Source organism: Shewanella sp. SR43-4 (genome assembly GCF_014163845.1).
Classification (GTDB): domain Bacteria; phylum Pseudomonadota; class Gammaproteobacteria; order Enterobacterales; family Shewanellaceae; genus Shewanella; species Shewanella vesiculosa.
This window is the reverse complement of record NZ_JACJEB010000008.1, coordinates 17025-37786: the sequence shown is the minus strand read 5'-3', so window position 1 is coordinate 37786 and position 20762 is coordinate 17025. Positions and strand designations below refer to the sequence as shown.

Genomic DNA, 20762 nt, shown 5'->3' with positions numbered 1-20762 from the left:
CGTATCAAAGTAAAACAACGTTATTTGCTTTCAAATGACGTGGCAATAAACCAATGAATAAGTCGCAATCACTCTCATGGTTAGTAAATGATGTACTAACTGCGTCACTTTATTTATATTTTAGTGAACGTAATTTGAGTTGAATCTGTTTGATGTGCAGAGTAACAAGCATGAGATACAAATTAAGCAAAAAAAAACGGCTCACAAGAGCCGCAATCACAAATAATGTGGTTAAAAAGCTTACGGGTAGGAAGTAGCCAAACAATCAGGATTAACAACTAAGTAAAACTTATAATCCAACATCCTTGGATAAAAATCCCGTGCTGCCTGTAGGTGAGCTGCACGGGGTTACAACAGCCACAAAGTGACTAAACTTGTAAAACGGTTGGGACTATAGGTTAAAACTGTTCTTCTTCAGTAGAACCTGTTAGCGCTGTTACTGATGATTTACCACCTTGAATACAGGTTGTGACTTGGTCAAAGTAACCAGTACCCACTTCTTGCTGATGCGATACGAAGGTATAACCTTTCTTAGCCGCAGCAAATTCAAGTTCTTGAACTTTTTCAACATAATGCTTCATGCCTTCACCGCGAGCATAGTCATAGGCTAAATCGAACATGTTGTACCACATGTTATGAATGCCCGCTAACGTGATGAACTGATACTTGTAACCCATGTTAGACAGCTCTTGCTGGAATTTAGCAATCGTGACGTCATCTAGGTTCTTCTTCCAGTTAAATGATGGAGAACAGTTATAAGCTAATAGTTGATCTGGGTACTTAGCATGAATAGCATCAGCAAACTTCTTAGCTTCTTCAAGACAAGGTTTAGCCGTTTCACACCAAATTAAATCAGCATACGGAGCATACGCAAGACCACGAGAAATGGCTTGGTCTAAACCAGCTTTAACACGGTAGAAACCTTCGCTAGTGCGTTCGCCAGTTACAAAGTCACGGTCATATTCATCACAATCAGAAGTCATTAAATCTGCAGCATTGGCATCAGTACGTGCAATAACTAACGTATCAACACCGCTCACATCTGCAGCTAAACGCGCAGCCACAAGCTTTTGTACTGCTTCTTGGGTTGGAACAAGAACTTTACCGCCCATGTGACCACACTTTTTAACCGACGCGAGTTGGTCTTCAAAGTGAACCCCAGCAGCACCAGCATCAATCATCGACTTCATTAGTTCGAAAGCATTCAGTACGCCACCAAAACCGGCTTCAGCATCTGCAACGATTGGTAAAAAATAATCAGTATAATTGTCATCACCAGGATTAACTTCTTTGCCCCATTGAATTTGGTCAGCTCGGCGGAATGAGTTATTAATACGGCTCACAACCGCTGGAACTGAGTTTGCTGGGTAAAGTGATTGATCAGGATACATGGTGCCCGCTAAGTTAGCGTCCGCAGCAACCTGCCAGCCTGATAGGTATATTGCTTCGATACCTGCTTTTGCTTGTTGTACTGCTTGACCACCAGTAAGTGCACCCAGCGAGTTTACGTAGCCTTTTTTAGCGCCGCCGTTAACCAGTTCCCACAATTTTGCAGCACCCATTTTAGCAATCGTGTTTTCTGGTACAACAGATCCACGTAATGCGACAACTTCTTCAGCAGTAAAAGGACGCTTAACAGATTTCCAACGTGGATTTTCAGCCCAATCTTTCTTAATTGCATCAACCTGTTGCTGACGAGTTAGTTGTGTAGTCATAGTGTCGCTCCTTTCTGTGTGAGGGTAGCAAAGTGAATCGTTCAACTTTGCTTAATTCAGTCGTGTTGTAATTAATATTCTGTTACTGGCATTAAGCCGTTAACAGTTCGTATCCGGGTAATGTTAAGAAATCAACTAACTCATCTGAGGTAGTAATTTGTTCAAATAACGTTGATGCTTTAGCGAACTGGCCTGCATTAAAGCGTTCTGCGCCGAGTTCCTTCTTAACGTTGGCCATTTCTTCTTTCAACATATCTTTAAATAATGCTTTAGTGACAAGCTTGCCATTTGATAGACTTTTGCCATGTTGAATCCATTGCCAAATAGAGGTGCGTGATATTTCTGCCGTAGCAGCATCCTCCATCAAACCGTAAATGGGTACGCAACCATTGCCCTGGATCCATGCTTCGATGTACTGCAATGCAATGCGAATATTCAAACGCATGCCCGCTTCGGTTTTTTCACCATCGCAAGGTTCAAGTAACTCACTGGCTAAAATCGGCGCATCAACATCACGAGTAATGTGCAATTGATTGGTTCTATCACCACCAATGTAATCATTGAAAATTTTCATTGCGGTATCAGCTAAACCAGGATGAGCCACCCAAGTGCCATCGTGGCCATTGCGAGCTTCTAATTCTTTATCACCACGTACTTTTTGCAATACCAGATCGTTAGTCGCTTCATCTTTTGCTGGAATAAATGCCGCCATTCCGCCCATCGCTAATGCACCACGCTTATGGCAGGTTTTAATCAATAAGCGTGAATAGGCACTTAAAAACTTGGTGTCCATGGTGACTGCTTGACGGTCTGGTAAAACACGATCTGGATAATTTTTTAAGGTTTTTATGTAACTAAAGATATAGTCCCAGCGACCGCAGTTTAGTGCGACTATGTTTGAACGAAGCTCATAAAGAATCTCTTCCATTTCAAACACTGCAGGCAAGGTCTCAATTAAACAGGTACATTTAATCGTGCCAGGTTCTAAGCAGAAACGCTCTTCAACAAACGCAAACACTTTAGCCCACCAACGTGCTTCCACATGACTTTCTAGCTTAGGAATATAAAAATAAGGCCCTGAATTTTTCGCTAAAAGTTGACGGTAGTTGTGATAAAAATACATCGCAAAATCAACTAAACCACCAGGTATAGGTGTGCCTTTATACTCAATGTGTTTTTCAATAAGATGTAAACCACGTACACGAGCAATTAACACTGCTGGATCTGGATTTAACGAGTAATGCTTACCGGTTTCTGGAGCGGTAAAATCAATATCACCACGAACGGCATCGCGAAGGTTAATCTGACCTTCAACAATCTTTTGCCAGCTCGGTGCTAATGAATCTTCAAAATCAGCCATAAACACTTTTACATTGGCGTTTAAGGCATTAATGATCATCTTACGATCAACCGGGCCAGTAATTTCAACTCGTCTGTCGGTCAAATCATTAGGCATACCACGGATAGTCCAATTGCCATCTCGTATTGCACGGGTTTCAGGTAAAAAGTCTGGTAGCTCGCCATTATCAATACGTGCTTGCTTTTGCTTACGCAGTTTTAGTAGTTCTGGCACTTCATCAACAAACTTGGCACATAACGAATCAAGGAAAGCCACGGCACCAGAATTAAAAACCTCTTCTTGGCCATTAACAGTGGGGCCAATAAAAGTGAGATCGGTTTTAACCGAATCATCAGCATTTGCTGTGGACTTACTGTACTGGGCTACTAGTTGTTCTGCCGTCATAATAATGGCTCCCTAAATGCTGTCTGTTTTGATATTGGTGGTCATGCTTCACTGTATAACGCTATCTACTGCTAACTCATTTATGCCACATTCTTGTATCAACTGAATCACTGTTGTACTTAACGATTGAATGCTTTTTATCGAGCCCAGTAACCGCTTACTCATAAGATTAAGTTGAAGCTGACGTTGAAGAAGCTGACCTTGAATCAAAAACTTTCAAATGTCTGTTTCGTACTAAAAACTAACCAAAAACGTTTGTAATTGCAACAGTTATCAGTTTACCAAAACGTGTTAAAAACGACTGTCAACAGCACAGTAAATTGGTAATACCAAACAACAAAATCACACATAAATACTTGTTTATAAAAAGTTTTAATTTTTAGAGCTTATACTTTAAATCAATCATTAGAAATTCATCTTACCAATTGACCAATAAATTACTTTGGTAAAAATGGTTGTAATAAAAAAACTAACTGTAAATATTATCTTACATAACTTTAGTCTATATTCGTGAATGAAACAATTTGATAACGTTTTTAGCTTACCCGTACGTAATCACTTTTAATTGTTTTAAAACATAAGCTTAAACAAATCCATTTATAACCCAAATTTAAACAACTGTTTTAAATTTACGTTTACGTCAACGTTAAAAAATACAGCGGTAATGTCATTAAAAATGTGAGTTACGTCACCCGATCAACAAGTTCAGCTATATTGGTTTGTTTTAAATAAAGGTGAATTTTTTTTGAAAAAAATTAAAAACAATCACAAATGGGGCAATAGAGAACCAAAATGGTGCAATAGCAGAGATTTATTGCAGTAATAGCCAAACAATGAAAATGGCATTGCAACTCATGATGATAGGAAAAACAGCCAAAATTCAGCTTGAGGTCGGGCAGAAAGTGACTTAAATAGTCGATAATTTACCGATTAACAATAACGAGACACAGAAATGAATCAAAGGGGAGTGTGCTTGTTCGTCGTAGTCGTAATAATTTGGTAGAGTTGTTTTGAAGCAATTTGGTGCATAGGGTGTTCATTCTTAGCCCCTACTCTACTTAATAGAGATTATCTGTTTGATAAGATCTTACCCGTTAACGAGCAGCAGAATATATCACTCGCCTCATATTATTCAGAACAGTCGCTCCTTCAAGATAAATTTTTCCGCAATATTTGCCGCAATATAAGGCAATTTATATCTGCCGCAGTTTGTGAGACCAAATTATGGTTTATTCGTAAGCGATGACGCTCTAAAAATAAGCCATAAACACCACCAGAAGAGATCCGCTAAATGGTATTTGCTATTTAAATAGAATGTGTTTGTTGTAAGGTATTATTCTCGCTTTAGGTACTATCCACATGATTTACAAAATATTTTTATGTAAAAATGAAGTCGCCACATGGCGTAATAGCGATACAATTACCGTCGTTTTTAACAATAAAATGCACAAAGAGTAAGATGACCTGTGGGATGCTGCTAACCAAACACTAAAAAAGTGCTTTTCAATTATACAGAAATTGAGCTTATACACTTCAAAGTAGCCTATTAACAACTATGCCATTTACTGTTGCTGTGTGCATTTAGTCATAGACTGCATTGCTGATAATGTGATGAGGTTGTAGAACGCATGGTCGCTATCGAAGGGCTTGTGTGATGACTTTTGATGATGATCTCAGCTTAGCTGATGATTAAGGCTTCATGGTGTCGTCATAAGATATTACGCAGTTTCGACCATTATGTTTGGCTCGGTAAAGGGCTAAATCTGCACGATGAATTAAAGGATCAAGGCTTAAGTCATCTTTAGTAACAGTGCTGACACCACAACTGACTGTGACCGTAAAATCGTGTCCAGAGAAACGAGTGTTAATATTGGCTATCTCACTACGGATACGTTCGGCAAAATCAACAGCCATATCTTCGGCTTGCTTTGGCATAAAGACAGCAAACTCTTCGCCGCCCATTCGGGTAAAAATATCTGTCGGTTTCAACATGCCCTCGATGACATTAGTCACTTTTTTTAATACCCAGTCACCTGTACCGTGGCCATATTGGTCATTAATATTTTTAAATAGATCAAGATCCATTAACACAACAGAGAATCTTTCACCTATTGTTTGAGCTTGAATAAATTCATTTTCCGCCATTTCTTGTCCAGTACGGCGATTAAAAATACCGGTTAATCCATCTCGCTGCGCTTGTTTCATAAATTGATTACGTTGCAGCCAAGCCGAGATCAATAACAATAATAAACCGACAGAAAGACCTACAAGTAAAGTAGAGAACATGATAGATGAACTTTTTTCCTTCATAAACAAATCTTTTTGTTTCATCAGTAACTCGTGATCTTGGATCAAACTGCTATTTTCACGGCTTTTTTCAACACTATCAAAGCGAGCCATTTGATAAGCATTTTCTTTGACTTTCTGCTCATCAAGCAGCTGCTGGCCAAGTGCAGAAGCGACAACTTGAAACTGGTATGCTTTATCAAATTGCCCGCGTTTACCTGCAATTAAAGAAAGAGTTTCGTTAACTCGTTTTTTCACTATCATGTTACTGGGTTTATTAGGTAACGCATTAACCATTTGCGCATACATTTCAGCTTGTTGGTAATCGCCTAAATGAAAATAAATAACACTTAAATAAGACCTTATCTCATTAATCTCAACTTCAAATTTAAACTTTTGGTAACGCTCTAAAGCAACAAGATACAAACTTTCTGCAGCCTCATATTGTCCTTTATCAAACAACACTGTAGCCAAGCCTCTAATAGACATGATTTCAATTAATGGCAGACCATGATCTTTACAATAAGCTTGAGTGTCTTTAAATAATGTATCCGCTTGGTCAAAATGAGCTAACTTTGAATGGGCCACTGACAGGTATAACATTGAATAACATTGATCTTTTGGGTCTTTACCTTGATTTAAATTCAGCGACAATTTTGCTATACGTAACATTTCATCATAAGCGCCCAGCTGTAAATACACATTCATCAGACGGTTATAAGACTTTATTTTGATACTTTGGTTTTGATAGTTATCAATACGAGAAAGATTTTCTTCCAGAAGAGAAAAGGCTTTTTGGTAGTTGCTAAGCCCAATATTTGCAGTGATTTTCAATAGATAAATATTGGTGAGTTCTTCACCAGTTGGACCGTCTATCAGTGCTTCATCGAAAGCTTTATCTGCTGCGACAAAATGACCTAAATAAAGCTCTTTGGAACCGACCAACCTATGTAGGCGGCTGTGTTGTGATGAGGTAAGTGACGATTCAGAGGCTAATACGGTTTCAATCTTTTTAATTGCATAACCAGTATCTGTCGCCAAATATTGTTCAATAGTATCGAGTTCTTTATCATAATCGATATTGTCAGCTATCGCCGCGCGGCTAAAAAGCAACACGATGATAATAAAAAAATACCTCGATGTATGATGCAAGAATAATTACTCTGTAGGGTTAGTTATAATCATGTACATAGCCATGTCTTTATCACCAACTAACTGGCTCACACGTGCTTTATCTCCCGACATTACAGCGTCAATCTCTTCTTGTGTTAATCCATTTGATTTCATGACAGCACGAGGATCAAGCTTATATGCTTCTAATAACAGGGCATTAGTCGCAAGCTCAGTAAAAAAGGCACTCATGTTTGACATATTGTCACTCTCTGTTTTAATAATTTTATTGTTAATTTATGGGCATAATGACATAACATCAGACAATTCAACACATAAAGTACATTCAACTGATTTAACTAGCTTTTTAAACTTGTGCGTACTTTACACTCAAGTCAGTTTAACAACAAACGCTGATAGTTGTTAACTTGTATCGGCTAACAATTTTAACAAAAAACTGACTATAAAAAAATTAACAATTGCAACTTCATCTTCAATTAATCTGCTGTCTATATCAGGTCAAGATATAAACCAAAACGTTCAGTATAGAGCACGATTATGCCATATTATCTTTTAATGTTAACAGATACTTAACCTATATCTGATTCGGTAATACCTAACTTAGCCAACATCTCATGGTTTAATGTGATCTGTTTAGCTGGAGGGATCAATAGTGTGCTAATTGGGGTCAACCTAGCCTCAGGTAAAGACGACAAAGCCATGCGCTCGATTACTGGTGATTGAAACGGCAAATTTGCGGCTTCATATATCACCACTTGATGATCAAGAGGATACCATTGCGTTAAGTGCTCAACCAAAATCTGTAACCTCGCTTTAGTGGTACTAAATTGAGTCAAAGTATGTTCACCCGCTAGGGCTATCTGCCACAGTAAAAGATGCGTAGTAGGATCGGGCACATGATGATAAATCATGAACTGAGTCGCTTCAAAACTTTGATGGCCACTATTACCAGGATCGATACCTAAGTCAGCCCACAAACAAGCTTCCGCAGAAATACCCGGTAACATACTCGCATCATACCCCTCCAAACGAGCTTGTTTTATGGATAAATGCCCAACACAAGCAAATACTCCAGGATGACCATATAAGGCGCATACGACTAACTTACCTAGGCGTACTTCACACAAAACAGCATTAACCATTTCAGCATAAGTAGCACGACGGTTTTTTATCTCGCCGCATTGTGCGTAATAAGGCTGCAGCGAACGCACGTCACAATTAAGCGACATTAGCCATCGTTCAGAAAAACCATCGGGCACTAACGAAAAAACCACATCTGCGTGCTCAATATAACTCAAACTCAACGCGCCTATTTGCCCTGCTAACTGTAATCCTGTTCCAACACAAATCAGACGGCCTTTTTTTACATTGGATAATGTTGCACTTTGCGATTGCTGAATAGTCATTGTTGTTTCTTTTTTGAACGCTGCAACTTGGATAAAGTTATTAATAATAAATGCTTAGTTAGATATAGCACTTAATAGTGACATAATTTAGTTCGGTCGTTTAAATTGAACGATTTAACAACATCCTACCAACATTTGCTGTAATGCGTTAAATAAATATGAAAATTTACCTTAGATTTATTTACTGAAAAAATGGAACTTAGGGCGCTAAATTGACTCAAAGCCACAACATCTTTTAATAGACCCTTGTCAGCATAGGGACAGCTTGGGTATGATGACCGACAGAATTTAGGAAGTAGCGCAGACAATGATAAACAAAAAACAAAGTCTTACCCTTGTAAGCGCAGTAGCGCTTTCATTATCTCTTAGCGGATGCAGTGTATTTGACTGGTTAATATATAAACCAGATGTGCCACAAGGCAACTATATGGAAACACAACAAGTCGAAAAACTTCGTGTCGACATGACTAAAGCACAAGCAGAATATATTTTAGGTCGCCCAGTATTACGCGACAGCTTCTCTGATGACACTTGGTACTATGTCTATCATTTCAAAAGTGGTCGAGATGCTAGCATTACTCATAAAGAATTGATCATTCACTTTAATGGCGACACAATTTCCAGTGTTAGCGGCGATTACGATCTCAGTAAAGAATTTAATACTCCGCTGGAACAAAGCTCATTGCCGTCCGTTAACGACCCAGATATGAAGCCTTTACTACCTGAAATTCGCCCAGATGCAAAACCGTTAGTTGAAGAACAACGTCCGGCATTAAAGAACCAGGCAGAAAATGATAATACACCAACATAAGCCACACAATAACATGTGATTTATGCCAAAAAAAAGCAGGACCTCTCATGAGAGTCCTGCTTTTTTTTGGCGTTTTTTCATTGCCACACATCAATCGAGTTAACCTTAAACTAGCGTTAACACATGGATAATTAGCCAAAATAACTGTGCTTAACCTATTTCAAAATTAACATAGACGATTTATTTTGCAAACTTTGCCCTGCTTATTGCATTCATTGACTTGCGATAAACTCGTCATTGACCCAAAGGATAATACTCAAAGGCCTAAAGCACATTTTGATAAACGTATATTATTCTAAGTTTAGTTAACTTTAGCACCGGTTATTTTATTAATACGACCTTCATCTTTAGCTTTTTCGGCACGCTTACGGCGAACATCTTTAGGATCGGCAATTAGTGGGCGATATATTTCAACACGCTGCCCAGGAACAAGCACCTCATCATGCTTGGCCTGGCGGCTAAACACCCCAAGCTTAACGTCTTCAAGGTTAATATCAGGAAAAAATTTAACCATATCACTTTGCTTAACGGCTTCAATAAATGTGGTACCTGGAGACACCATCACCGAAATAATTTTCTGCTGTTTTGGTAATGCATAAATAACATCTACCGAAAACTTTTCTGTTTCATTCATCACGATAAATCACCTTTGCCCTATCGGTAAACGCCATTACCATAGACGACATTAAATCTTTAAACACTTTACCAAACGCCATATCAACCAGCATGTTTGAAAATTCAAAATCTAAATCAAACTCAACTTTACATGCATCTTCGGTTAGTTCAGTAAACTTCCATAGACCATGCATGTACTTAAAGGGACCATTTTCCAGTTCAAGTGAAATAGATTTAGCTTGCACCACTTGATTACGAGTAGTAAATGTTTTACTGATCCCGGCTTTACTGACATCAACTGATGCCACCATGGTTTTACCATCAAATTCCAGTACCTTGCCCCCAACACATCCAGGTAGGAAAGCATGATACGATTCAACATCATTGACTAAATCATACATTTCTAAGGCACTAAATCTAACCAGCATACTTTTGGAAATCTTAGGCATCTGACATCACTATCCTTAATACAATAGCGGGATTTTATCACGTTAAACAAAAAAGGCATCTCTGAGAGTGTTAAATCGCGTTGGAAATAACACAATCATCAAGAAACTCGGTATAATCGTTGTAATATCATAAATCTCCCCCATATCTATTATAGTTAGTAAACATAATAGAGTTTATCAAATGGGCTCACTGCGGGTTGTCCAGCACCATCCTTCAGGTCAATAACGGCAATCAGAACGGTAATAATAATGGTAAAAAAGAAATCAGCAAACGCCTCAGCGAGCATCGCACGCAATAAACGCGCGACCTTTGAATACCGCATTGAAGACAAAATCGAAGCGGGATTACAACTTATGGGCTGGGAAGTTAAGTCCATTCGCATGGGTAAAGTCAATTTATCGGATTGTTATGTCTATATTAAAGAGGGTGAAGCTTTTATGCATGGTTGTACTATTCAACCACTGAATACTGCTTCAACCCATGTAATATGCGATCCAATCAGAACCAAAAAACTGCTATTAAAGCGCAGTGAAATTGACAAGCTTGCCGGCTTAATCGAACGTCAAGGCTATACGTTAATTCCTTTATCAATGTACTGGCGCAAAGGTGCCTGGGTAAAAGTCGAAATAGGCTTAGGTAAAGGTAAGAAAGATCACGATAAACGTGAAGACACCAAAGAACGCGAGTGGAAAATCGAAAAAGCCCGCGTAATGAAAAAAGACAAAGAAAACGCTTAATATTGTTAATGGGCCACTGAAACGATGAAAACTGATAAGTTGTTATTGAACATAGGCCTATAACGAACAGATAGTGAACAAACGATTATATTTTGTTAATGGATACTAGGTATTCATCTCACAAAGCGTTATAGTTAACTCAATTGGGGGCGATTCTGGATTCGACAGGATTCACGAAACCCAAGGAGCATGTCGAGGGGCGGTTGGCCTCGTAAAAAGCCGCACCGTTATAGTTGCAAACGACTCTAACTACTCTCTAGCAGCTTAGGCTAGCTAGCCATCAACCACACGTTTCGCACGTGGACAGTGGATTCTGATGGTCATATTACAGTGTGCTAGCGAGGGAACTCCGTCCGGGGGTGAACCGCGAAACAGTACCGGACTCACCAAGTAGCATCCTGTCTTTCGGAGACTGCTTGGTTAAATAAAAGAGAGACTAAACATGTAGTGCCGAGGATGTAGGCTTTCTGGACGCGGGTTCAAGTCCCGCCGCCTCCACCAATTAAAGGAACGAAGACGTCTTAGGACGTCTTTTTTTCTGTCTGTAAAATACATAAATCAATGACTTACGTTAAATTCAGCTCCATTTGTGTACGATAACGTTTGTTGAAAACCGGAACTTTTAGTAACATCAGAAGTAACATCGGCAAATACATAGCCGTTTCGATGTTACTAAAACCACAATTTAGGCCTATAACTGTCAATAATTTATAGGTTTACATTTATTTAGTAACATCGCTTTAATCACTCAGGTCAGTGTTACTAAGGATGGTGTTACTATGGCAAGACTCGCAAAGCCCCTTTCAGATACAGAAATCAAAAGTGCTAAAGCAAAAGACAAAGAATATAACCTGGCAGACGGTGCGGGGTTGCAGTTAAGGGTAAAGCCTAACGGTTCTAAGCTTTGGCTTCTCAATTACGTCAATCCAATTACCAAGAAAAGACAAAACCTAAGTTTTGGCTCATATCCTGATATTTCTCTTGCTGATGCACGTAAACTCGCACAAGAAGCTAGAACGCTCATCGCGTTAGATACTGACCCCAAGCAACATAAAGCTGATGAGCTAGCTGCAAAAGCGGCACTCACTGAACATACTTTTGAGATAGTCGCTCTGCAATGGTTTGAAGCTAAGAAAGAATCCATAACTCTGGACCATGCTGATTCAACATGGCGCTCTTTCAAGCTGCACTTACTCCCTGCTTTAGCTAAAACGCCAATCAGCCATATCACTGCGCCGATGGTTATTAAAGTATTAAGGCCTGTTGAAGCAAAAGGTAATCTCGAAACTGTTAAGCGATTAAGCCAACGCATAAACGAAGTCATGATATACGCCGTCAATACGGGCCTTATTCATGCAAATCCTTTATCCGGTATTAAGTCGGTATTCAAAAAACCACGCAAAGAACACCTTGCAGCATTAAAACCAAATGAATTGCCTGAGTTAATGCAGGCTATCGCGAACGCCAGTATAAAAAAGTCACCCGCTTTTTAATTGAATGGCAATTGCATACCATGACTCGGCCGAATGAAGCCGCAGCAGCACGATGGGATGAAATTAATTTTGATGACCGGTTATGGTCAATTCCGGCAGATAAAATGAAAATGCGCCGTGATCATGTTATCCCCCTTACCGAGCAAACGATTGTGCTACTTGAAGTAATTAAGCATTTCAGCGGTCACAGAGAGTACATTTTCCCTGCAGAAAGAAACCCTAAAACACATTGCAATGTGCAAACAGCAAACGCTGCATTAAATCGAATGGGGTTAAAGGGCCGTACCACCGCACATGGCCTCCGTTCGCTAGCAAGTACAACACTCAATGAGCAAGGGTTTGATGCAGATCTTATTGAAACAGCATTAGCACATATTGATAAAAATCAGATACGTAGTGCTTATAACAGAACCGACTACTTAGAACGCCGTAGAGTAATGATGATCTGGTGGAGTGACTACATTATCCAAGCTGCTAATGGTAACGTTAGCTTAATTGGTATGAAAAATCTCAGAGTAGTTTAGGAATTAATATGATTCTAGATAATAAAAAGTGGCTGAACTCAAAAGGTTTTAGCGATACTGACATCGATTCAATAATTAAATATTGCCAGAACTATCCAGCAGGTGAGAAAACATATAACGAACAACTTAAACGTCTCAGAACAGCAAAAAAACACTTTCAAGATGGCCTTACTCAAATTAAGGCTGTTGCAAACTCATTTCCAATCATAATGTCTGATATTGATGTGATTTATACTCAATTAGCTAACGGTAATAATAAAAATAATCTCAGAGTAAACGCCCCATTAATACTTGATGACACTAAAAATGATGAATTACAAAGCTTGATTGTTAAATTAGAGCAAGTCATACAATCCATATCTATTGCAGCAACGCCACCGAAGAGTGCTTTAATCGGCAACTGTACTGAGCCACCAATAGAGCTAAAACTAACAACAGGAAAAGGCCAACTAATTAATCAATTACACAATGTATGGCTTCAAAAAAATAATAAGATAACCATTAGTGATACATCAGATTTTGTGACTTTTCTGGCCATAGTTTTTGACGACAAGATGGAAAATGCATCAAAATGGAAAAGTGCCTTCGACAGAATATGCTTAAATAAATTTCCAAAGTTAGAATAACTCAAGTTTGAATTGACTAGATAAAAGCGATCAATTCAAACCTCTAATTTACCACTAGAACTTCCAATATAGCCCTGTAATAACCAATTAACACTTTTACAGGAATCTATATTATGAACACATCAAAAAATATGCGTATCATTCGCAAACCGGAAGCCCTCTCTATCTTAGCAATCAGCAAAAGTACGCTTCATGAAAGGATCAATGAAGGGCTACTTCCACCACCAATCAAGCTCGGGAGTAGAGCTGTTGGATGGTTTGAGTACGAAATACATCAAACTCTCAAAGCAATGGCTGCTGGTATACAAGATGATTTACTTGCTGACTATATTGACACACTAGTAAAGGCTCGAAAAGAGGCTTGGGATGAGCTGAGAAGATAGATAATAGGTATCTATTTAAGTGGTGAGGGTGCTCCCCTCAACCACTTGAATATATTACTAAAAAATTATAACAGACAATACTGGAAAATATTGATAGGTTTTTAACCCCCTAAAATGAAAATAATATGAGCAGAAAAGTCAGGCCGCATATGTTGTTGCAGCTAAACTGGCCCTGAATATTAGGGGGGGATCTTAATAATATCTGTCTTTCTTTTTAATTAAGAAATTAAATCAAGCCTCTGGTAAAAACATATGCACATATCGATAGCAGACTTTTACTCATACAAAGGAAATCAATGGAAAGTAAATAATCGACCATCAGGCTGTTATACACCAATACTTAAATCATCATTTGAACAAATCTTTAACTTTCAAAGTCATCATTTAAAATTAATGGCCATTCGCTATGATCTTCACCAACCAAGCTACGTCCTGCTAAATAAGCAGATTACTGTATTTTTCAGGCGATTATTAAAACAACTCAAAGCAAAGTACAAAATACACCGTTTAGGTTATGTATGGGTACGCGAGCAAGAAAAAGCAAAATCACCGCACTATCACATCGTGCTACTTTTAGATGGTAAAAACATCATGTACCCAGGCTGGGTTAATATTATCAGCAAACGTATTTGGTCTGAACTTGGTGGTTTTATTTATTATCCAAGACATCAATATTACAAAATACAGCGTGGTGATAATAAAAATATGGCAAAACTATTGTATAGGGTTAGCTATTTCGCAAAAGCGAGAGGAAAAGGAAAAAAGCCCGCGCAAACCAAAAACTATGCGGCAAGCCGCATAGTTTTTAATCCTAAACCCACCAGCAAAGAGTTTACAGGCTATTACTAGACTCTCTCACTATGGTGAACTAGCTCATTACCTGTACCATCTAAAACTGACTCTTCGTCAAGTGCCATCCAAAACCATACTTACATTTATAGACTCGTAAGCTAATACCTTGTTCATCATAGATAATATTAGCCCTTAAACGTGCCTCGAGTTTGGAGCGATATGATTCTTTTTCAACGCCATAGCCTCCTGTACAACGATTACACTTTTGACTGGGCGTTTGTCTACTTTTGGGTGATAAGTGCCATAAATCACATTTACTGCAATGATACGGACTTAAATCATTACCATAATATTCTTTGGAGTAATCAGCGGCTCCTTGAGCCTCTTCTTCATCATAATATTGTGTTAATGGTTTACCTGAGGTTTTTCCAAAACAAGTTTCACTTTTCATCATTTCCCCCTAACACTCGATAACATCGATATCAATGTGACGATATCTTGATAAAAATGTTTTAGGGTTAAACGCTATCTGAGCAAGTGCGCTTTCCACACCACACTGATTGATACTGTCACTGTACTTGTAACCAATAGAACTTACAGAGTTTTGATAGAAGCGGCCTAAAGGGTCAATCATCAAATAAGACTCTGTCATCGTTGAATTCGACTCAGAAAATAGTGGGAGTCCTAAGCCACTATGACGTTCTACAAACTGGTTAAACTTTTCTTTTGAGATCAGTAAATCATCAGCACCATACGGCATTACTTGTAAGACTTTCCATTTATAAGGCTTTAACTCACAAATCAGTGATGAAAAGTCCTCTTCATAATTTAAGCTATTCACAACTGTATTGATCTTGGTTTTGATGCCTTTTTGAGTTTCTATTAACCCCTCTAATGCGATTTTTAAATCCTCAGCGCTCAGCGAATTGCCTTTACGATCAACTCTGCCTATTTTTTCTCGAGTACTTAAATCTTGGCTATCAAAGCTAATACCAACCATATCCAACACATTCTTAGGAAAATCCAAGCGGCTATTTATTAGATAATGCCCATTCGTAATGATTGAGGTTTTAAAGCCTTTTTGTTTCGCCAGCATCAGTACGATAAAAAATGTACTGCCAAGCATCATTGGTTCTCCGCCAGCTAAATTAAGACGAACGGTTTCGTAACCGAGCTCACTCTTTAACGTTGAATTACCTTTGATAAAATATGAAGCTAAGTAATCAAGCAACTTTTCAATGTCCTCAAGAGAACGATGTAGTTCTTTAGGTCGTCCCCATTTTGCAAAGCAGTACTTGCAGTCATAATTGCACACTTCAGTGATGTGCCAGTTGATGACTAATTCTTTAATATTTTTATGTTCTACGTGGATAAATTTCATGACTCAGCCTCCTTAACATTCAACAGTTAATGAACTGAATTTTTTATTAAAGTTTCGCTCATAATTTTGACGGTTAAATAGCTGAAAAACGATATTCGTTGAAGTGCGGTTCAAGATAAGCCGATGATTTCGGCCTATGCGAAAACGAACAAGGGAGTTGTTACATTTGACTTTTCGACCGCCTAAAAACGGATAAGGTTTACCTGATGCAATCTCATTTATCAGGTTTATAGTTTGAACCTGTTGATTGGAAGATAGACTTTGCCAAACTCTAGAGTTAATACGGCACATTAGTGATGGAGGCGTATTCGCTCGAGTAGACTCTTCAGTGAAGGGTAAAGCATATTGTAATGTTAACATTTTGAAGCACCTTTTTGTTATGGGTGCTTCTATACGCTGGTGAGTTTACTTTTTTTCGCTTTTTATTTATGACGGTAGCAGTACTACACTCCCAACTGATTTTGCATGGTTTAAAATAGATTCAAAATCATTGCTTAAACACTCACCCTCAACAAAAGTGAGCAATACAGCACCTTCGCCAAGCTTAAAGGCCCACGAGTCATCTATACCAATGACCCCATCACCACCAATAAAAGAATAATAAACATTAATATCTCTGTCCGCATTGAAGTTAATGAGAATATCTTTATCTAGCTCCACTATCTGGTGTTCCCCCCATTTAACCTCAATTGAAAAGGCTTGTTCTTCATCTGACGTACTACTCAAAGCAGCACTAAATGGTTGGTAGCTAGGACTAAAAAGAATAATTTTTGGGGCATTGGTGCTTTTTTTAGTAAAGGATTTTAATTTTTTATATTGATGAACTATCGCAGGCCATTTAGCCGCTAGACGGCAAAACGCATTCAAACTTTCCCGACGCTTAACAGCTTCAGTCCAAACCCTTTCTGTGTCTGGATGCTGTAAAAGCTTAACCCAGTGTTCATCAGTACTTTCTACACCTTGGACCATTTCATCAAGCGATAACTTATCAAGTGTCATGATACTTGCTCCAATAATGTAGATGGCTTAGCTTTTAGTTGTTTTAGTTTTTGGGTGTAATAAGAATAATATGGATCATTCTTATTTATTTCATACACATCAAGCACAGCACTTTTTGCAATAGCTTTGAACAATGAACGAGTAAGAACATCATTATCACCAGTCTCAGTAAATACTTCATGAAATCGATTGATTATTTGTTTAATTGTCTGCCTAACTTGATGCTTAGTTTGATGAGTTTCTGATTGACCTGCGACATATTGAGGACGATTAAGGCCTTTCACAAAATATTTATTCTCATAGCGTTCCACAGACTCTAAATGCTCAGCAACATTGAGGAACAGATACAAGTATCTAAAAGAAGCATCTACCTTATAACGGGTTGTTTGAGGGGCTGACACCTCGTTTTCTATTTCTACTACTTCTGAGTCACCTTCAAATGAAGATAATTCTCTTAACAGCTTTTTATTAGCTAGCAACCAATAACCAATCAAGTCTGGAGCGACATGTCGATTGAATTTTTTAAGATTTTTTGCCAATTTTTGCACATGCAAATCGATATCGGCGACTTTAGATTCTGACAGTTCATGCTCGCTTTCAACTAAAACCTGCTTATAAACCCCACCCCCAGTATGGACATTCCCAGCTGTTTTGAATCGGACCCAGAATGCCAACTGACTGAACAGCTTTATATCTTTGGCGATACCGCTAGGTAAACGATCAACGCTAAACGGGCTTAACAAAAATAAACCTATAATCTGGGAGACTGCGCTGGCTTGATTTTTAAATGCCAAAGAGATGGATCTCTCATCAAAGTTTTCTAGCGCCTGTTCAATAACCAACTCTATAACTTGTCGATTTCTATCAACATACTTTTGCCGTCCAATAAAAGACCAATCAGTAATGGGTAAGACGCTATCTCGCATTTTTTACAAAGCCTGCCTGTAAATCCATTTGTAAAATTAAAGTATTCAATTGCTGTAGTTGAGCTGATGACAGCTCTACTCTAGGAATAAAAACATTTTGCTGCTCGCTTAAGCCACAAAAACGCATGCCTGACCATGCTGAAGGATGCTTAAATGAATCCTCTAAAACGCTTATATCAAACTTGGATTTATTAGCACTACTCGCAAGTACGGGCCCCATAAGCGCTTCCAACGCTTGTTTTTTTGTATAATGGCAACCAAGTGTCCTTAGGTACTCTTGTTCACCAATGGTAGTGATTCTACTTAACTCGTCATCTGCACCTCTTTCAACCCACCAACGTTGAGCACTAAGCAGTGCTTCAGATGCCCCTAAACCGCTTATAACAAGCTTATCGTATTTTGCTTTTATGTGTGCCGTAACTAACTCAGGAACAGCCCACAGAGAACCTATAGCGGTTTTAGCACCACACTCTAACATCCTCATATCCATACCAAAGGCTTCATTCACCTGGCTAGGCAAAAAATGTAGAGGAATATTCGAACCACTTTGACACGCCCACAACTCGATCCGCTCTGCTCCCCGCGCACCAAGACGCATCTCGACGTCTCGAATAACAAAGTCTTTGAATAATAATGAAGGTCTATCCGGCAGTTTATGTTCACAGTGTCCATAGAAGCTAAAAACACTTGAGTGGGTTAATTGATTAACAACATCATCCATAGATTGATTAACAATAACGTCTGGATAGGCTTGCTCAGCGAGTTTTTCAAATAACGTGTCTCCACCACATATGCTAGTACGCAGGCTTTTTTCATCTGAATATTTAACTTGTTCATATAAATACATCAGTGAAGGTAGCCAATTGATCTCACTTGCTAATTGATAAAGTTTTTCACCTACTTTACCTGTTGCTATCCAAGGTATATGCGAAGCAAAAAATGAAGGTAGCAGCGAAACTTTGCTTAAGTGAGTTGGAAGTATTCTTTCCCAATCGACAAAGTCTAAATCCCAATTTGTACTAGCTTCTTTGTTATTAGCAACAAACGCAGCAACATTATTGATAAGATTTTTAGGTAAGTTGAAAGAATAACCGTTAGCAATTATTTCGTTATTTTGCAGATAAACAACGATAATCAAAGCATCGTCATAGTGATCTTCAATGTCTATCTTAACGAGTACTAGCTCGGGATGAGCATGAACGGCCTTTTTTAGATTATCAAAGGTAATTTGATAAGTTCGTTGCCTCGCGCTGAAGTAATCGGGATCTAACCTGTCAGTATATTCACCTAACGTTTTGAAATCTATCAAGCACAAATTGGCTTGTTGTGTTAAATAACTGACTGGATCACTAGCTCGACTCGCTATGTCGACGATACTTGCATATTGATTACCATCAAATACATGTTCATCAATATTGGTTATTTTTAAGGGAGCTTGTGATTTAAGTAACTTCGCACTCTCTGTAAGATATTGATGTAATTTATCCTTGTCCACGAAACTAGACATAAGTGCAAGTTCATTCAAGCCATAGTACGTACTACCCAATTTTCTTAGCGTATCTAGTAACACTTGAGCGACAGGATTTTTAGGGTGAAGCCAACACAAACTCGCACTTTCACAAAAACGCATCCCGCTAGTATTTTCTAGCGTTATAAATGCTCGTAAATAGTCTTCTTTTTTTACTAATATACGAGCTAAACCTGAATTTGCCTGTTGAATTAGCACACTAACCCTATCAGACTCTTGGTCCGTCTCTGTAGACTGTCTACTCACCATTAATGAGTCAATTTTAGTTGATAACTTTTCAATATTAGCAGCAGTGCTGTTTCTCTCTGCCTCTTTTACTAGCTGCTGAATTTCAACGATAGGATTTGATAGATCTGCATAAGGATTTACCCTCATAAAATCTAAAGGATCTAGACCAAACGACGGTGCTATTTCTCCAATAAAATGACAGAGCTGTTTGTGTTCCACATTGTTGGAAAAGTGACTCAATCGCGTAAAAGTAAGAGGCAATATTTGATGAGGTTTCAAGGACATTAAATCCTCTAAACCAAGATAAGGTACATTTGACTGAGCCCACTCAATAGCGTCAATAAAACACTGAAACGCTTTAGCTTGAGCATCACAAGTTTCAGCAACTTTTTCGGCATCGAGTAGAGTTGCAGCTAAATTGAAATAGGCGATAGAAAGCTGATTTAATCGAGTAAATATCGGAATATTTCCCTCTAACATCCTTATTGCAGACTCATGAAACTGCTGAGACTTTATTAGACAATCCTGCCGACTTAAGGGAAATAAATGCTCATTGGCTGCCCTTCGATATGTTGCCCCTAACTGCGACAAACTTGATGCATGTTTATCTGGAAATTGTTGTCGTTGCTTGCTTTCGATTGCACGTGAAAAGAATGAAACGGCTTTATTTAAATTTGAATGAGGTGCACCAGGTAAGTGCGCAAAATGAGTAAAATAAAACACTCCTAACTCATGGCATGCAGAAGCTTTGGTATATTCATTTTTAGAGGCTAACGCCAAAGCCTTTTCAAAGCACCGTAACGCGTTTTTCAATGAATCCTTGTCATCATAATCCGTAAGCCTTCTGCCTTCGGTATTGTATTTGTGATAATTTGGTTTTACATTTTTGGTAGTTACTTCGTTTTGTAATCGAGCATAATTAGCAAAATCCATTTGAGCTTTAACATCCATTTTTAATTTACCTTAACAACATAAACAACATAAACA

At 38.4% G+C, this 20762-nt stretch carries 17 protein-coding genes, 1 other RNA gene and 1 pseudogene; 7 read left to right on the top strand and 12 right to left on the bottom strand.

Annotated features, from left to right (window positions below; genetic code table 11):
* Positions 1 to 398 precede the first annotated feature (398 nt).
* The 5 genes from aceA to H5123_RS10670 all read right to left on the bottom strand — a co-directional run bounded on the left by aceA (position 399) and on the right by H5123_RS10670 (position 8282).
* Entirely contained in the window at positions 399 to 1715 is a 1317-nt protein-coding gene (gene aceA, locus H5123_RS10690; RefSeq protein ID WP_182697954.1) for an isocitrate lyase, read from the bottom strand.
* A 91-nt stretch (positions 1716 to 1806) separates the two neighbouring features.
* On the bottom strand, positions 1807 to 3459 hold the full coding sequence (gene aceB / locus H5123_RS10685) for a malate synthase A (protein WP_182697953.1): 1653 nt from the start codon (positions 3457 to 3459) through the stop codon (positions 1807 to 1809).
* Positions 3460 to 5148: 1689 nt separating this feature from the next.
* On the bottom strand, positions 5149 to 6897 hold the full coding sequence (locus tag H5123_RS10680) for a GGDEF domain-containing protein (RefSeq protein ID WP_182697952.1): 1749 nt from the start codon (positions 6895 to 6897) through the stop codon (positions 5149 to 5151).
* Between the two features lie 6 nt (positions 6898 to 6903).
* On the bottom strand, positions 6904 to 7116 hold the full coding sequence (locus tag H5123_RS10675; RefSeq protein WP_124016835.1) for a hypothetical protein: 213 nt from the start codon (positions 7114 to 7116) through the stop codon (positions 6904 to 6906).
* 329 nt (positions 7117 to 7445) lie between these two features.
* The gene (locus H5123_RS10670) at positions 7446 to 8282 is read right to left on the bottom strand and encodes an SAM-dependent methyltransferase (protein WP_182697951.1); all 837 of its coding nucleotides are present in this window, start codon (positions 8280 to 8282) and stop codon (positions 7446 to 7448) included.
* A gap of 307 nt (positions 8283 to 8589) precedes the next feature.
* Between H5123_RS10670 and H5123_RS10665 the strand changes: the two genes are divergently transcribed.
* The gene (locus tag H5123_RS10665) at positions 8590 to 9093 is read left to right on the top strand and encodes an outer membrane protein assembly factor BamE (RefSeq protein WP_124016833.1); all 504 of its coding nucleotides are present in this window, start codon (positions 8590 to 8592) and stop codon (positions 9091 to 9093) included.
* 301 nt (positions 9094 to 9394) lie between these two features.
* On the opposite strand, the gene H5123_RS10660 is transcribed toward H5123_RS10665, so the two are convergent.
* Both H5123_RS10660 and H5123_RS10655 read right to left on the bottom strand, forming a co-directional pair.
* The gene (locus tag H5123_RS10660) at positions 9395 to 9730 is read right to left on the bottom strand and encodes an RnfH family protein (RefSeq protein ID WP_182697950.1); all 336 of its coding nucleotides are present in this window, start codon (positions 9728 to 9730) and stop codon (positions 9395 to 9397) included.
* Positions 9720 to 10157 (bottom strand): SRPBCC family protein, encoded by a 438-nt coding sequence (locus H5123_RS10655; RefSeq protein ID WP_124016831.1) that lies wholly within the window; start codon positions 10155 to 10157, stop codon positions 9720 to 9722. Before H5123_RS10655 ends, H5123_RS10660 begins: the two co-directional genes overlap by 11 nt.
* Positions 10158 to 10406: 249 nt before the next feature.
* Between H5123_RS10655 and smpB the strand changes: the two genes are divergently transcribed.
* From smpB to H5123_RS10625, 6 genes and pseudogenes are all read left to right on the top strand, one after another.
* Entirely contained in the window at positions 10407 to 10895 is a 489-nt protein-coding gene (gene smpB / locus H5123_RS10650) for an SsrA-binding protein SmpB (RefSeq protein WP_124016830.1), read from the top strand.
* A gap of 145 nt (positions 10896 to 11040) precedes the next feature.
* Positions 11041 to 11396, top strand: a transfer-messenger RNA (tmRNA) gene (ssrA, locus tag H5123_RS10645).
* A 278-nt stretch (positions 11397 to 11674) separates the two neighbouring features.
* Positions 11675 to 12912: pseudogene (locus H5123_RS10640) on the top strand (integrase domain-containing protein).
* A gap of 8 nt (positions 12913 to 12920) precedes the next feature.
* Positions 12921 to 13538, top strand: coding sequence for a hypothetical protein (locus H5123_RS10635; protein ID WP_162022593.1), 618 nt, complete (start codon positions 12921 to 12923; stop codon positions 13536 to 13538).
* A gap of 113 nt (positions 13539 to 13651) precedes the next feature.
* A complete protein-coding gene (locus tag H5123_RS10630; RefSeq protein ID WP_162022592.1) occupies positions 13652 to 13921 on the top strand; it encodes an AlpA family transcriptional regulator in 270 nt (89 codons plus the stop codon).
* A gap of 252 nt (positions 13922 to 14173) precedes the next feature.
* The gene (locus tag H5123_RS10625) at positions 14174 to 14770 is read left to right on the top strand and encodes an inovirus Gp2 family protein (RefSeq protein ID WP_259395633.1); all 597 of its coding nucleotides are present in this window, start codon (positions 14174 to 14176) and stop codon (positions 14768 to 14770) included.
* Positions 14771 to 14810: 40 nt separating this feature from the next.
* Here the strand turns inward: H5123_RS10625 and H5123_RS10620 are convergent, their stop codons facing one another.
* The 5 genes from H5123_RS10620 to H5123_RS10600 all read right to left on the bottom strand — a co-directional run bounded on the left by H5123_RS10620 (position 14811) and on the right by H5123_RS10600 (position 20726).
* Positions 14811 to 15164 (bottom strand): hypothetical protein, encoded by a 354-nt coding sequence (locus H5123_RS10620; RefSeq protein ID WP_182697948.1) that lies wholly within the window; start codon positions 15162 to 15164, stop codon positions 14811 to 14813.
* 9 nt (positions 15165 to 15173) lie between these two features.
* Entirely contained in the window at positions 15174 to 16094 is a 921-nt protein-coding gene (locus H5123_RS10615; protein WP_182697947.1) for a viperin family antiviral radical SAM protein, read from the bottom strand.
* Between the two features lie 426 nt (positions 16095 to 16520).
* Positions 16521 to 17093 carry a hypothetical protein gene (locus H5123_RS10610; protein WP_182697946.1) on the bottom strand — a complete coding sequence of 191 codons (573 nt, stop codon included), beginning with the start codon at positions 17091 to 17093 and terminating at the stop codon, positions 16521 to 16523.
* Positions 17090 to 18019, bottom strand: a complete 930-nt coding sequence (locus H5123_RS10605; RefSeq protein WP_182697945.1) for a hypothetical protein — start codon at positions 18017 to 18019, stop codon at positions 17090 to 17092. Before H5123_RS10605 ends, H5123_RS10610 begins: the two co-directional genes overlap by 4 nt.
* Positions 18009 to 20726: a CHAT domain-containing protein gene (locus tag H5123_RS10600; RefSeq protein ID WP_182697944.1), complete on the bottom strand. Its 2718-nt coding sequence runs from the start codon at positions 20724 to 20726 to the stop codon at positions 18009 to 18011. The genes H5123_RS10605 and H5123_RS10600 overlap by 11 nt, the downstream gene beginning before the upstream one ends.
* Positions 20727 to 20762: the final 36 nt, after the last annotated feature.

What these genes read in the sequence shown, in the direction of transcription:
- aceA (WP_182697954.1), bottom strand. Translation starts at nt 1,715, where the DNA reads ATGACTACACAACTAACTCGTCAGCAACAGGTTGATGCAATTAAGAAA.
- aceB (WP_182697953.1), bottom strand. Translation starts at nt 3,459, where the DNA reads ATGACGGCAGAACAACTAGTAGCCCAGTACAGTAAGTCCACAGCAAAT.
- H5123_RS10675 (WP_124016835.1), bottom strand. Translation starts at nt 7,116, where the DNA reads ATGTCAAACATGAGTGCCTTTTTTACTGAGCTTGCGACTAATGCCCTG.
- H5123_RS10670 (WP_182697951.1), bottom strand. Translation starts at nt 8,282, where the DNA reads ATGACTATTCAGCAATCGCAAAGTGCAACATTATCCAATGTAAAAAAA.
- H5123_RS10665 (WP_124016833.1), top strand. Translation starts at nt 8,590, where the DNA reads ATGATAAACAAAAAACAAAGTCTTACCCTTGTAAGCGCAGTAGCGCTT.
- H5123_RS10655 (WP_124016831.1), bottom strand. Translation starts at nt 10,157, where the DNA reads ATGCCTAAGATTTCCAAAAGTATGCTGGTTAGATTTAGTGCCTTAGAA.
- smpB (WP_124016830.1), top strand. Translation starts at nt 10,407, where the DNA reads ATGGTAAAAAAGAAATCAGCAAACGCCTCAGCGAGCATCGCACGCAAT.
- H5123_RS10635 (WP_162022593.1), top strand. Translation starts at nt 12,921, where the DNA reads ATGATTCTAGATAATAAAAAGTGGCTGAACTCAAAAGGTTTTAGCGAT.
- H5123_RS10630 (WP_162022592.1), top strand. Translation starts at nt 13,652, where the DNA reads ATGAACACATCAAAAAATATGCGTATCATTCGCAAACCGGAAGCCCTC.
- H5123_RS10625 (WP_259395633.1), top strand. Translation starts at nt 14,174, where the DNA reads ATGCACATATCGATAGCAGACTTTTACTCATACAAAGGAAATCAATGG.
- H5123_RS10620 (WP_182697948.1), bottom strand. Translation starts at nt 15,164, where the DNA reads ATGAAAAGTGAAACTTGTTTTGGAAAAACCTCAGGTAAACCATTAACA.
- H5123_RS10615 (WP_182697947.1), bottom strand. Translation starts at nt 16,094, where the DNA reads ATGAAATTTATCCACGTAGAACATAAAAATATTAAAGAATTAGTCATC.
- H5123_RS10610 (WP_182697946.1), bottom strand. Translation starts at nt 17,093, where the DNA reads ATGACACTTGATAAGTTATCGCTTGATGAAATGGTCCAAGGTGTAGAA.
- H5123_RS10605 (WP_182697945.1), bottom strand. Translation starts at nt 18,019, where the DNA reads ATGCGAGATAGCGTCTTACCCATTACTGATTGGTCTTTTATTGGACGG.
- H5123_RS10600 (WP_182697944.1), bottom strand. Translation starts at nt 20,726, where the DNA reads ATGGATGTTAAAGCTCAAATGGATTTTGCTAATTATGCTCGATTACAA.